Raw genomic sequence first — 13309 nt, 5'->3', positions numbered from 1 at the left:
GCCGCCGGACCCGCCCCGCCGGGGCGGCGGCTGGGCGCTGCGCCCGGGCGGGGCTTGTATCGGTTGATGTAGTCACAACGACGATTCCTTGATCTGGTTCGTTTGGGTTGTCTTGGTTCAGCCGTTACTGGGCCGCGTACAGCGATTTGGCCTGGGCTTCGAGATTCTTGACGTCGACAGTGCCGTCCTTGATAAAGGACTGCAGGGCCGGGATCATGACGTTGTTGGCCATGGCGGGGAGGGCATCGCGGTCGAAGAATTGGCTGATGCTCTTGGCGTTGGAGATGGCGTCCGCCATCTTCTTGTTCAGCGGCGAGAACTTGGAGGTGTCGGTGCCCTTGGCGGTGGCAATGTTGGATGGGTCGACGGAGGCGTAGACATCCTGGCCTTCGGGGGTGCCGAGGTAGGCCATGAAGTCCCGGGCGGCCTGGTTCTGGCCGCCCTTTTTGGTCAGCAGGAGGCCGTCGATGGGAGCCTCGACGGCGTCGCGTCCCTCCATGGCGACTTCCGGGAACGGGAAGAAGTCGATGTCGTCGGCGACTGCCTTGTCCGTGTACTGCTGGGTCAGGAAGGAACCGAGGAGGTACATCCCGGACTTCTTGTCGCCGAGGTTCTTGGCGGAGTCCTGCCAGGTCATGCCCAGGGCGTTGGGGTTCTGGAAGGGCAGCAGGGCCTTCCAGGTGTCGAACACGTCGCTGACCTTCTTCTGGTCCCAGGATTCCTTGTGGGCCGTGAGGTCCATGTGGAACTGGTAGCCGTTGAGGCGCATGTTCAGGTAGTCGAACGTGCCCATCGCGGGCCAGCCGTCCTTGTCCGCGAATTCGATCGGGATCAGGCCGTCGGCCTGCATCTTCTTCGACAGCGCAGTGAGCTCATCGAAGGTCTTCGGGACTTGGTAGCCCTTCTCGGCCCACAGGCTCTTCCGGTAGAAGAAGCCCCAGGGGTAGTTGTAGTTCGGGACCAGGTACATTTTTCCGTCGGCACCGGTGGACGCCTTCTTCAGGGCGTCGGAGTAGTTCCCGCCGATCTTCTCCCAGACATCGTCGATCGGGGCAAGCAAACCCTTGTCGGCGTAGTACTGCATCCGGTAGCCGGCGAACCAGGTGAAGGTATCGTCCGGGCTGCCCTGGAGGTAGGTGTTGATCTTGTTCTGGAAGTCGTTGTGCGGCACCACATTGGTGTTGACGGTGATGCCGGACTTCTTCGTGAAGGCGTCGGTGACGGCCTTGTAGGCGGCCTTGGGAACTTCATCCGAGGATCCGGAACCGAACGTCAGCGCCTTGCTTCCGCCGCTGGCCGCGGGACCGCTGCCGCCTGTGCAGCCCGTCAGCAGCGGGACCCCGGCCATGGCCACGGCGCCCACACCCAACGTCTTCAGCAGTGTGCGGCGGTCCCATCCGCCTCGAATGGACGAGAGCGCGTCTTCGTGACTTGTCATTGTTTCTCCTTTGAAAAGACCGACCAAATGTGAAGCTCCTCACACACATTCCAATCATAACCGATCAATTGCGAACGTCAATAGTCAAAACAGAACATTCGTGGTTCAGAAAGTAGAATCGCACGGTCGTCCAGGATCAGGGAGAAACGAAGCACGCAGTCGTCCGCCCCGGACCCTGGCCTCGCATCCAGACTTCTGCGGGGCGGTTTTCAGCGGCCCAATGGTCCGGTATCGGATGACCGGCGCCGCGTTGATGGCCTGGGCTTGTTCCTGCCAATGGGGCCCGACCAAACCCGTCTAGAGTATGCGTCCGCATTCGCCGCTGCTCGTTCGATGATGCGGCAAGGATCCTGGCTTGCGGGTAGATCTGGAGCCATCCCCGGGCGAACTGTTCCAGCATGTGGTTGGAAATGACGACAGCAGGCTTGTTGGGGTGGCTTGTGAAAAAGTGAAATCCGGCGTTAGGGTTGCGCTGGACCCACGAGATCTCTGGCTCAGGGTTGGTCGGTACCAACGGCTTGAGGATAATTGTGGGCGCGACCGGAGAGCGCTTTTGTTGCAACGAAAATCTCCCCGCCGGGGTCGACGGTCAGCCGCGATTCGTCGGGTGTCACGAAAAGGAAATCTCCCTGTGCCAGGGTGGACAATGACTTGTCACCGCGGATCTTTGTTTTACCCTTGAGACACCCGACGAAGGCCCGGTTCTCCTGAAGGTGTCGTGAGCCGCCAAGTTTTGTACCGCAGGGAAGTCTTTTCGTGCGATTGTGGTGGGGTGAATCTTGGCTTGTTGAAGAATGGACTCTGGTCCGGCTGGCAGGGGACGCGGGCGCCAACACCATCCTGACCGAGGCCGCTGGCTTCGACCACGCCCACATCGCAGCCGCCATGGACCTCGCATTCGTCAAACCTGGGCAGACAAAGACGACGAGCTGCTTGTCGCCTTCCGCGCAGCTCGCCCGGACCTGGAAGAGATCGCCGTCCGTACTATCAGGGAGATGCTTGGCCGCAACCTCCTAAGCTAGGGCTTTCCGGTACATCTCGGCACGCATGACTTTCGACTCGACCGTGGAGAAGCGCCGCAGCTTCCGCCTGGTCACCGGCGTCCGGAGCGTCCGTCTGCTGGTGTTCACACTGCAGATCACTGTTCTGTACCTGCTGTTCTCGGGCGGGCCGGCGGTGTCCTGGGGGAAGGCAATCTGTGGCTGCTGAACGCCTGCAGGAGATACAACAGGAGACGGACCCGGCCACCTCTTGCAGCCACCCATCGGAGCATGTCACTGCTGCGGGAGCTCCGCAGGGACATCATTGATGCCGTGTTTCTGGCTTTGGTGAAGGGGGACGTTCACCCTTGTTGGCCGCCTTCAACATCGCGACTACACGACGCGTATTCCCATCCTGCGGATCCGTCATTTCTTCGGGAAGGTGCACCCGCTTTTCCGCTTGTCCGAGGATAATTTCCCCAACGAGACTCAAGAGAACCCGGCGAACTTTAATGCGCCTACTCGATTCAAGTATGGGCAGCGAGCCGCTGCGCATGATATGCGCTGGACACCATGTCTTCCAGGGTATGGCGCATCCGCCAATCCAGGTCTCGGGCGGCCAGATCGCCGGCGGCGACAATCCGGTCGGGATCCCCTGGGCGCCGGGGCGCGATCTCCGGCTCGAAATCGATCTCTGTGACCTGTCTGGCTGTGTTCATGATTTGGTGTACGGAGACCCCTTCGCCCGATCCCAGATTGTAGACCCGCTCGAGGGGTACGCCGGAGTCCAGTGCCCGTGCTGCGGCCACGTGTGACGTGGCGAGGTCAGTAACGTGTACGTAGTCCCGGACACAGGTTCCGTCAGGCGTGCTGTAGTCGTTGCCGAAGATCTTCGGTGTTTGCCCTGCGGCCAGCGCCCGGAAGAGTAGGGGAAAAAGGTTATGGGGGCTTGAATCGTACAGTTCGGGCGAGCCCGAACCGACAACGTTGAAATACCGCAAGGAGGTGTGTTTCAGCCCTGTGGCGATGCCCTGATCGCGGACCAGCCATTCACCTGCGAGCTTGCTCTCCCCATACGGGGACTCCGGCCCCGTCGCCGTCTCCTCGGTCACCCGTTCGGCGTTGGGGGTGCCGTAGACGGCCGCGGAGGATGAGAAAACGAGCCGCTCCACGTCCGCTGTTTCCATGGCCCGGAGCAGTGAGACCGTGCCCTCCACGTTTTGTTCAAAGGTCAACAGCGGTTCGCGTACCGATACCCCGGCGTATTTGAATCCGGCCAGATGAACGACACCGGTGACGTGGTGCTCGGCCATGGCACGCGCCACTGTCCCGGTGTCAAGGATGCTGGCAACCACCAACGGCACGCCAGGGGGGACGAAGCTGCGGTGTCCGCTGGCGAGGGAATCCACAATGAGGCAATCAACGCCCGCTGCGGTGAAGGCCTTCACGACGTGGGAACCGATATAGCCCGCACCGCCGGTAACAAGCCAGGTCATGATGACGCCTTCCGGTATGGGATGCTATGCATTTTCGTCCTTCGATTTCTGCTTGTTCACGGCTGGCAGGCCCAGATTCTTCGTCTGTCCCGGCGGGCAGGTCACAGTTCCCGGCGGGCACCGGCCGAGGCGCTGACGGGAAAAATGTGCGGGACTGAGAAGCCTGCGCGGGCGAATTCCCGGGCAATTCCGTCGGCAACCCTGTCGGCGTCGCTGCTTCGGACCAGGGCGATGGCGGCGCCGCCGAAGCCTCCGCCGGTCATGCGCGCGCCCAGGGCGCCCAGGGCCTGCGCGGCGGAGACGGCCAGATCCAGTTCCGGTGTGGAGATCTCGAAGTCGTCGCGCATGGACATGTGCGATTCGTTGAGGAACGCTCCGATGGCGGCCGGGCCTGCGGTCCGCAAGGCAGCGACGGTGTCCAGCACCCGGCTGTTCTCGGTGATGATGTGGCGGACCCGGCGGAATGTCTGCCCGTCCAGCACGTCGGCTGCGCGGGGAAGATCGCCGGGGCCGAGTGCCCGAAGGCTGCCAACGCCCATCGCCTGGGCACCATCCTCACAGGACCGGCGGCGGCTGGCATAGCCGCCGTCGGCGTGGGAGTGGCTCGTGCGGGTATCAATGACGAGCAGTCCCATGTCCGCGGCGGCGAAACCGAGCGGGACGCTTTCCGTGTGCAGGCTCTGACAGTCGAGCAGAATGCCGTGGTCCGGCTCGCCGAGAAGTGAGGCCGACTGGTCCATGATGCCGGTGGGGGCGCCGACGACGCGGTTCTCGGCCAGCTGGCCGATCCGGGCCAGCGTCTGGCGCCCCAGGCCGAGCTTCCACAGATCGTTCAGGGCCATGGCCACTGCGCACTCGACGGCGGCCGAGGAGGACAGCCCTGCGCCGGGTGGAACGTCTGAGCTCAGGGCCAGATCCACGCCGGTGGGGTCACCGGCAGGTGCGGCCTGCGCCATCGCCCAGGCCACGCCCAGGGGGTAGGCGGACCAGCCCGCCAGGGAATCGGGGTTCAGATCATCCAGGCTCGTCTCCACGACGCCGGGGAAGCCGTTGCTGACAACCCTGAGTATGCGGTCTCCGCGGGCGCGTGCCGCCACGACGGTCCGCTTGTCGATGGCGATGGGAAAAGCGAAGCCGTCGTTGTAGTCCGTGTGTTCACCGATGACGTTCACGCGTCCGGGTGCGGACCACAGTCCGTCCGGCTCAACGCCGAACTCCCTGGTGAAGTATTCGGTTCCCTGGCGCAATAGGTCGTGGCGTGAATGTCCGGTCATGGCTCAATGGCTTCCTGGAGTCGGGCGGCTGTGGTTTCCGGCGCGATGTCCGCGATGAACGCGCCCATCGCTGCCTCCGAACCGGCAAGGTATTTAAGCTTTGTTTCTTCCCGCCGCGGCGATGTCAGCTGAAGCATCAGCCGGATGTCGTCCCGGTGGGCGTGCACGGGCGCCTGGTGCCAGGCGGAGATATAGGGGGTCGGCGTCGCGTACAGGGCGTCCACGCCGCGCAAGAGCCGCCGGTAGAGATGGGAGAACTCGTCGCGTTCCTCGGCGGTGGTGGCGGCCAAGTCGGGAACGTGCCGGTGCGGCAGGACATGGACCTCCAGCGGCCACCGCGCCGCGAAGGGAACAAAGGCGGTCCAGTGCTCGCCCTGAAGCACCACGCGCTCGGACCTCTGCTCGAAACGGAGGATATCCTCGAAGAGCGAGCCACCGTAGTTTTCGATCGAGCGGATGAGCTGGGCCGTGCGCGGCGTGATGAAGGGGTAGGCGTAGATCTGCCCGTGCGGATGGTGCAGCGTCACCCCGATGGCCTCGCCCCGGTTCTCAAACGGAAAGACCTGCTGGACCCCCGGCATAGCGGAGAGAGCCGCCGTCCGGTCCGCCCAGGCCTCCACAACGGTCCGCATCCGGGACAGCGACAGCGCGGCGAGCGATCCGGTGTGTTCGGGGGAGAAGCACACGACTTCGCACCGTCCCACGGACTGCCGGCTGCGTCCCAGCCCGACCCTGGCGAGATCCTCAAGTCCCTCCGGTGAACCCGGGCCGGTCAGGTCCGGCCCGAACGAGGGGGACTTGTTTTCGAAGACGGCCACATCGTAGAGGCTGGGAACCTCCGAGGGGTTCCCGGTCGAAGCCGGGGCCAGCGGGTCCAGGTGCGAGGGCGGCAGGACAACCCGGTTCTGACGTGCCGAGGCCACTGAAATCCATTCGCCCGTCAACACGTCCTGCCGCATCGTCGCCGTCGGGGGCCGCACCGCCGCTGCGCGCAGATCGGGGCCACGCTCCGGCAGGAGTGCGGTGTCCGCATCATCGAAGTAGATGATGTCCCGCCCGTCGGAGAGCTGATAAGACCGTTTCATGATCCCGCCCATGCTAGACGCGCCTCCCGGCGTCTTCAGCAGAACTGGGGACGCCCGTGCCGGAGGCGCGGACGCTCAGGAGCAGGCCGTGTTCCGGGTTCAGGACAGGCATCGACAGGCCCGACTCCGCCAGGAACCGGCCGCTGGCATCAACTCCGGACGACAGCCACGCCGGCGGGTGGACCTGGGTGAAGGTGTGCCCGCTGCCGGGGGTCGGGTAGACCACCTCCACCCGGTAGTTCTGATCGGGCCGCAGCCCGGGGAGCGGGATCCGTCCGGGGACTTCGGCGTACGACGTCGCCACCGACACCAGTGCGAACAACGCTTCAGAGCCGTCGTGGGAGACGACGCCGTGCAGCATCAGCGAGGGGTCCGGCTCATCGGTCCGCACCATCCGACCGCTGTGCAGCAGCGTCCGGTAGTCCTTGTACAGCGTGATGGCGGCCGCGAGCTCGCTCCGTTCGGCGCCGTCTAGTTGGCGCACATCCCATTCCAGGCCGAAGTGGCCGAACATGGCGGTGATGGCGCGGAACGACAGGTCGTGTGTGCGGGCGGTGGTGTGCGATGTCGTGGGGCCGACATGGGCGCCTACGAGCTCGGGCGGCACCACCACCTCGGTCCACCGCTGGATGCTCTGGCGTTCCAGGGCGTCGTTGCAGTCGGAGGCCCAGACCCGGTCCGTGCGTTCCAGAATGCCGAGATCCACGCGGGCGCCTCCTGAGGAGCAGCTCTCAATTTCGACGTCGGGGTGTGCTTTCCGCAGTTCATCCAGCAGCCGGTACACGGCGAGTGTCTGGGCATGGACCGACGGGCTCCCGTCGTGGCCCATCTCGGTCAGGTCCCGGTTCTGGTCCCACTTGAGGTAGCTGATGCGGTGCTCGCTCAGGAGTGCGTCCAGCCGGTCAAAGATGTATTGCCAGGCCTCCGGGTTGACCAAGTCCAGCACCTGCTGGTGCCGCCAGCGCTCCGGCAGCCGGCCCGGTGAGGCGTGTCCGGCGGTGTCCGCGGCGGCGGGCCGGCCCGGTCCCGCGATCCAGTCCGGGTGGGCGCGGGCGAGGTCCGAGTCCTCGTTGATCATTTCGGGTTCGACCCACAGGCCGAATTCCATGCCGTGGCCGGTGACCGCGTCGATCAGCGGGGTCAGCCCGTCGGGCCAGAGCTGATCATCGACGTACCAGTCGCCGAGGCCGGCCTGATCGTTCCGCCGGCCGCGGAACCAGCCGTCGTCCAGGACATAACGCTCGACGCCGAGCGCGGCGGCGGACTCGGCCAGCTCCAGCAGGGCGGGAAGCCTGTGGTCGAAGTAGACCGCCTCCCAGACGTTGAGCACCACCGGGCGGGGTTTGCCGGAGCGCGCCCCGGGATGGTGCGGACGGTCGCGGAACCAGGCATAGAAGGCGTCACTGATGCCGTCGAGGCCGGCGCCGGAGTAGGCGGCAAACAGCCACGGCGTCTCGTAGCTGGCTCCCGCGGCGAGGGTGATCTCGGCCGAGCCGAGCAGTTCCGAGGCGCCGATGACGGAACGGCCGTCTCCGATCGTCTCGACGAAACTCTCGTGGTTGCCGCTCCAGCCCAGGTGCACGGCCCAGACTTGGCCGTAGCGGTTGCCGAATCCCGGGCTTCCGGCGGCCAGTAGCAGTGAGGAATCATGGCCGGTCCGCCCGTGCCGTCCCGAGCGGACCCAGGTACCCTGCCGCATCGGCAGGCGCTGGGGGTGGGCTTCTCGGCACCAGCGGCCGGTCAGGTCCAGGATTTCGACGGCGGCGCGGCCCACCGGAAGGACTGCGGCGAGTTCCTCCACCTGGTAACTATCGGCGCCGTCGTTGGTCAACCGGTGACGTATCTGCAGCAGGCCGCCGTCATTAAGGGTGATCTCAGTGGCGACCGTGATCCCCAGATCCGGGTCTGTCTGCGTTACCACGGCGTCAGGTGAATCATCCTCCGCAGCGGTAACCACTGAGGTAACCCGGAGCCGGGCCGAGAAGCCCTGGCCGCTCCGGTTCCCGCGCAGCCCGGGCCGCCCGCGCCAACCCGAAGACGGCTGCGGAAGGAGCCCCAGCGTCACTGGAATATCAAGGGAGGAGGCGGCGACGGGGTCCGCCAGCAGCGACAGATCGGGCAGTCCCGGTCCGAGGTCCGCACCCCAGTGGAGCACGGCCGGCTCGCCGGTGGCGAAGTCGATCAGCAGGCTCGTCCCTGCACGGCGCAGGTGAAGAGGCTCCAGCCGCGGGGCGTCCGGGTGGGGGATGTTCGGGTGCAGGGCGTTCAAGTCGGCTCCAGGGTAGGTCGTCAAAGCGAAGGGACGGACGAAATTGTGCGGTGGCAGGTCAGCTGGCGATGACCGACGTGGCCGCCGTGCGCAGCCGGCCGACGTGTTCGCGCAGGATACGCTGGGCCTCCACTCCCAGCTGGTCGTCGCTGATGAGTTCGTCGGCGTCCTCAAGGTTGGCGATGGTGGAGAGGCCCAGGCTGCCCCATTTGGTGTGGTCTGCCAGGACCACGACCTTGCGCGCCGCCGCGACGAAGGCCCGGTCTGTTTCGGCCTCCAGCAGGTTTGGTGTGGTGAATCCTGCGTCGGCGTCGACACCGTGGACTCCCAGGAAGAGCAGATCGAGGTGCAGCTGCTTCAGCGACGACGTGGCCAACGGCCCCACCAAAGCGTCCGACGGGGTGCGCTCCCCTCCGGTGATGATCACCGTGGACTGTGTGTTGCCGGCATGAAAGACATCAGCAATCCGGAGCGAGTTGGTCACCACCGTGATCCGCGGCCCGTTGGAGAGGATTTTGGCCAGCGCCCACGTGGTCGTGCCGGCGCTCATACCTACGGCCATCCCTGGCTGGACCAGAGTCGCCGCCTCGCGTGCGATGGCCGTCTTCTCCGCCTCCAGCTGGGTGGACTTCACTTCAAATCCCGGTTCATGGGTGCTGACCCCTCCCGGGAGTTTGGCCCCGCCGTGGATCTTTTCCACCAGCCCGGCGTCGTCCAGCGAGTCGATGTCCCGGCGGACGGTCATGAGGGACACACCCAGCATCTGCGCCAGATCCGAGACGCGCACAATTCTCTCACGCTGGACTTCGGCAAGAATGGCGGAATGACGTGCGGGGGCGAGCATGTTGCGTCCTTACTGGGCTTCTGACGGGGAACGGGGGGACCTGACGACGGCGACTGACCCGGCGGCCAGTTCGAGAGCCCCGCCCAGGTCCTCGCCGCCGATGAGCTCGAGGCCGCTAATGGGGAGCTGAACGCGTTCGGAGCTGTGGTTGATGACGAATGTCCAGTCCGTGCCTTCTTTGCTGCGCCGGGCCACTTCAACATCTTCCGGCAGGTTCTGGAGGAGCGGTTCAACCCCGGCATCTTCGCAGAGTAATGCCAGCAGCGCGGCCATGCCCTCGGGGGCCAGGCTCGTCGCCACGTAGTAGGCCCTGCCGTCTCCGGCCGCGTTGCGGGTAACAGCCGGGGAACCGGTGACGGGTCCCCCGACCGCTTCGGCGAGGACCTCCGCCGTCGTCGGCTGTCCCAGTTCGCTCCAGAAGGAACCGTCACCGAACCTGCTCAGCTCCACGGATTCACCGGCGCGCAGGGGGAAGAACTCTTCCATCTGCACGCCCAGCAGCCCGCTGAACGCGCCCGGGTAGCTGCCAAGCCTGATGTGGTCATTTTCGTCCACGATACCCGAGAAATACGTGACGACCAGGTGGCCGCCGGCCCGCACATAGGCGTCCAGGTTCGCCGCACCGGAGTCGGTCACGAGGTACTGCATCGGGGCCACCACGAGCCGGTAGCCGGAGAGATCGTCCGTGCTTTGGCGGAAGTCGGTCGGGATGCCAGCGCGGTAGAAGGCATCGTGCCAGCGCCGGGTTTCCGCGACGTTTGAGGCATCCACGCTGGGGTGCGAATCAAGTTCCGAGGCCCAGCGGGCGCCGGTGTCGTGGATGATGGCGACGTCGACGCGGCCGGACGCGCCGGTGACCACCGAGCCGCTGACCTCGGCCAGGCTGCGCAGCGCCTGGCCCAGCTGGACGACCTCCCGCCACACCTTCGTGTCCGTCCCGGCATGCGGCAGCATCCCGGAGTGGAACTTCTCCGCCCCGGCACGGGAAGCCCGCCACTGGAAGAAGAGCGCGCCGTCGGCGCCGCGGGCCACATGCTGCAGCGCGTTGCGCAGCATCTCCCCGGGCGCTTTGGCGATGTTGCGCGGCTGCCAGTTGACGGCGGAGGTGGAATGCTCCATCAGCAACCAGGGCTTTCCGTTGGCCCAGCCGCGGGTGAGGTCCGCCGTCGCGGCCAGCTCCTGGAATTTCCGGGTGTCCTCGGCGATCAGGTAGTGGTCGTTGGAGACCACATCCATCTGCTCCGCCCACCGCCAGTAGTCCACCGGCTGGTGCAGTCCCATGTTGAAGCCCATGAAGTTCGTGGTCACCGGATGCGGTGAGTGGAAGCGGATGATCGCCGCCTCAGCCTTGTAGCACTCCAACAGTTCGTCCGAGGAGTAGCGGGCGAAATCCAGCTGCTGGGTGGGATTGACCCACGTTCCGGAGGTCCGCGGCGGCAGGATCTCCTCCCAGGCAGTGTAGCGCTGGGACCAGAACGCGGTGCCCCAGGCATCGTTCAGGGCCTCGATCGTCCCGTAGCGGTCTTCCAGCCAGGACCGGAAACCCGCCGCGGCACCGTCCGAATAGTCTGGCTGGTTGTGGCAACCGTACTCGTTGTGTACATGCCACATGACCACCGCGGGGTGGTCCTTGTACCTGGACGCGATCTGCTCCGTCAGGGCGGCCGCAGCCCGGCGGTAGTCCGAGCTGGAAGCCGCAAAGGCCTGCCGTGAGCCGTAACTGTGCCGGACACCGTCGGCAGTCACCGGCAGGGATTGCGGGTATTTGTGGCTGAACCACGGCGGCGGGGACGCGGTGGCATTGGCCAGGTCCACCCGGATCCCGTTGGCATCGAGCAGGTCAAGGACCCGATCCAGCCAGCCGAACTCATACACTCCTTCGGCCGGTTCCACCAGCGACCAGCTGAAGATGCCCACGCTGACGAGGTTGACGCCGGCCTCCCGCATCAGCCGGACGTCCTCCTCCCAGGTCTCCTCGGGCCATTGCTCCGGGTTGTAGTCCCCGCCGAACGCCAGCATCGGCGATCCCTCGGAGCCGAGGCGCGCGGTGATGTAGTCCATGGCGGCGGTGTTGTTGAAGTCCACGTTTATCCTTTGCTGGAGCCGAGGGTCAGGCCGGCCACGAAGTGCCGCTGAAGCATGAGGTAGATGATCAGGGCCGGGATTGCCGTGATCATGGCGCCCGCGGCGATCAGGTTGTAGTTGGAGAGGAACTGGCCCTGGAGATTGTTCACGGCCGTGGTGAGCGGAAGCCGGTCACCGCTCTGGATGAACAGCAGCGGCCAGAAGAAGTCGTTGTAGATGAAGATGACTTCCAGAGTGCCCATGGCGGCCAGCGCCGGCCGGCACAGCGGCAGGATGATCTCCCAGTACTGGCGCCAGATGCCCGCCCCGTCGACCAGGGCCGCCTCGGTCAGTTCGGAAGACAGCGCCTTCATATAGTTGGAGAGCACGAAGGTGACGAAGCCGATCTGGAAGGCGGTGTCGACGGCGATCACGCTGATGTAGGTGTTGAGCAGGCTCCCGGAGTCGCTGACGGAATAGGGGAGCTCAAGCAGCTTGAACATTTCAAACAGCGGCGCCGCGAGGACCTGGGGCGGGAGCAGGTTCCCGGCGGTGAACATGATGAGCAGCGTGATGTTGAACTTCCAGTTCACGCGGCTGACCGCGAACGCCATCATCGAGGCGAAGAACAGGACCAGGACGACGGACGGGATGGTGATCAGCGCGGAGTTCAAGGCGTACTGGGCGAAGCCGCCCTGGGTCCAGGCCTGGATGAAGTTGTCGAAATTGAAGGTCCCGCCGAAGCTGAAGTAGCCGTACTTGTCCGTGTCGGCTTTGGGCCTCAGTGCCGTGAAGACGGTCCAGACCAGCGGGATGAGCCACATGACGGCGAGCACGGTCAGGAAAATGTGGATGCCGAAGTGCTTCTTGGCGGGCCCCCGGCTCTTGCCGCCTGTGCCGGTGCGCTGCCCTCCGGCGACGTTGTTACCCGTAGCTGCGGCAGGGGCTGGCTTGGAGATGCTCATGCCTCTTTGTCCTTTCCGAATGCACGGGACAGGTAGAAGGTAATGGGAACCAGGGAAATGACCAGAAGGATGACCGCCAGGGCGGAGCCGACGCCGATCACCTGACCTTCGCCGACGAGGTTCTGGATCACCAGGGCGCTGATGAGTTCCAGGCCGTTGGTGCCGCGGTTGATGACGTACACAATGTCGAAGGCCCGGAGGGACTCGATCACGGTGATGACGATGATGATGACGTTGACCGGGCGCATGGCCGGGAAGATGACGCGGAAGAAGGTCTGCACGGCGTTGGCGCCGTCGATCTGGGCTGCTTCGCGCAGGGTCGGGTCGACGCCCTTGAGGCCGGCCAGGTACAGGATCATGACGTAACCGGCGTGCCGCCAGGTGGCCGCGATCAGTGCGGCCCAGATGTTCACGTTGGAATCGCCGAACCAGTCGACGGCCTGGGGTGTGCCCGCGGTGCCAAGCAGGAAGTTCAGCAGTCCGGTGTCCCGGTTGTAGAACAGTTGCCAGATGACGCCGATCAGTGCCAGCGAGAGCATAACGGGGGTGAAGAAAATGCTCTGGTAGATCTTGCTGCCGCGGATGTTCTGGTCCAGCAGGATGGCGAGCAGGAGTCCCAGCGGAGTAGCAATGAGCGCGAGGAAGACCAGCCACAGCACGTTGTGCTGGACGGCGGGCCAGAACGGCGGATAGTTCTGCGCGATGAACTCGAAGTTATCGACCCCGGCGGGTTTGATGTCCTCCAGGCTCAGGCCGTTCCACCGGGTGAAGGCCAACGCGGCGGAGAGCAGCGTCGGGATCCAGACCAGGACCAACTGGATGAGGGTGGGCAGGCCCACCATAAAGGCCAGGACCCACTTATCGCGGCGGGAAAGCCGCCGGACCCGCCCCGCC

General features: G+C 65.1%; 10 protein-coding genes. 1 reads left to right on the top strand and 9 read right to left on the bottom strand.

Translation table 11 applies throughout. The annotated features are described in order from the left end of the window. Positions 1 to 124 precede the first annotated feature (124 nt). Positions 125 to 1438, bottom strand: coding sequence for an ABC transporter substrate-binding protein (locus BJQ90_RS00930; protein WP_226758436.1), 1314 nt, complete (start codon positions 1436 to 1438; stop codon positions 125 to 127). Positions 1439 to 2485: 1047 nt separating this feature from the next. Between BJQ90_RS00930 and BJQ90_RS00925 the strand changes: the two genes are divergently transcribed. Next, positions 2486 to 2647, top strand: a complete 162-nt coding sequence (locus BJQ90_RS00925; protein ID WP_226758435.1) for a hypothetical protein — start codon at positions 2486 to 2488, stop codon at positions 2645 to 2647. 298 nt (positions 2648 to 2945) lie between these two features. Here BJQ90_RS00925 and galE read toward each other — a convergent pair whose 3' ends face one another. From galE to BJQ90_RS00885, 8 genes are all read right to left on the bottom strand, one after another. Continuing rightward, positions 2946 to 3914 carry a UDP-glucose 4-epimerase GalE gene (gene galE, locus BJQ90_RS00920; protein WP_226758434.1) on the bottom strand — a complete coding sequence of 323 codons (969 nt, stop codon included), beginning with the start codon at positions 3912 to 3914 and terminating at the stop codon, positions 2946 to 2948. Between the two features lie 101 nt (positions 3915 to 4015). After that, entirely contained in the window at positions 4016 to 5188 is a 1173-nt protein-coding gene (gene galK / locus BJQ90_RS00915; protein ID WP_226758433.1) for a galactokinase, read from the bottom strand. Then, a complete protein-coding gene (gene galT / locus BJQ90_RS00910; RefSeq protein WP_413463618.1) occupies positions 5185 to 6285 on the bottom strand; it encodes a galactose-1-phosphate uridylyltransferase in 1101 nt (366 codons plus the stop codon). Before galT ends, galK begins: the two co-directional genes overlap by 4 nt. A gap of 1 nt (position 6286) precedes the next feature. Next, positions 6287 to 8497, bottom strand: coding sequence for an alpha-galactosidase (locus BJQ90_RS00905; protein WP_226758437.1), 2211 nt, complete (start codon positions 8495 to 8497; stop codon positions 6287 to 6289). A 103-nt stretch (positions 8498 to 8600) separates the two neighbouring features. Further along, the gene (locus BJQ90_RS00900) at positions 8601 to 9386 is read right to left on the bottom strand and encodes a DeoR/GlpR family DNA-binding transcription regulator (RefSeq protein ID WP_226758431.1); all 786 of its coding nucleotides are present in this window, start codon (positions 9384 to 9386) and stop codon (positions 8601 to 8603) included. 9 nt (positions 9387 to 9395) lie between these two features. Next, entirely contained in the window at positions 9396 to 11471 is a 2076-nt protein-coding gene (locus BJQ90_RS00895; protein ID WP_226758430.1) for a beta-galactosidase, read from the bottom strand. A gap of 2 nt (positions 11472 to 11473) precedes the next feature. Continuing rightward, positions 11474 to 12415: a carbohydrate ABC transporter permease gene (locus BJQ90_RS00890; protein ID WP_226758429.1), complete on the bottom strand. Its 942-nt coding sequence runs from the start codon at positions 12413 to 12415 to the stop codon at positions 11474 to 11476. Beyond that, positions 12412 to 13309: carbohydrate ABC transporter permease (locus tag BJQ90_RS00885; RefSeq protein ID WP_226758428.1), on the bottom strand; the 898-nt coding region annotated here is incomplete at its 5' end. The genes BJQ90_RS00885 and BJQ90_RS00890, both read right to left, overlap by 4 nt.

The organism is Arthrobacter sp. SO3 (assembly GCF_020532825.1).
GTDB lineage: Bacteria > Actinomycetota > Actinomycetes > Actinomycetales > Micrococcaceae > Arthrobacter.
This window is presented reverse-complemented; position numbering and strand designations above follow the sequence as displayed.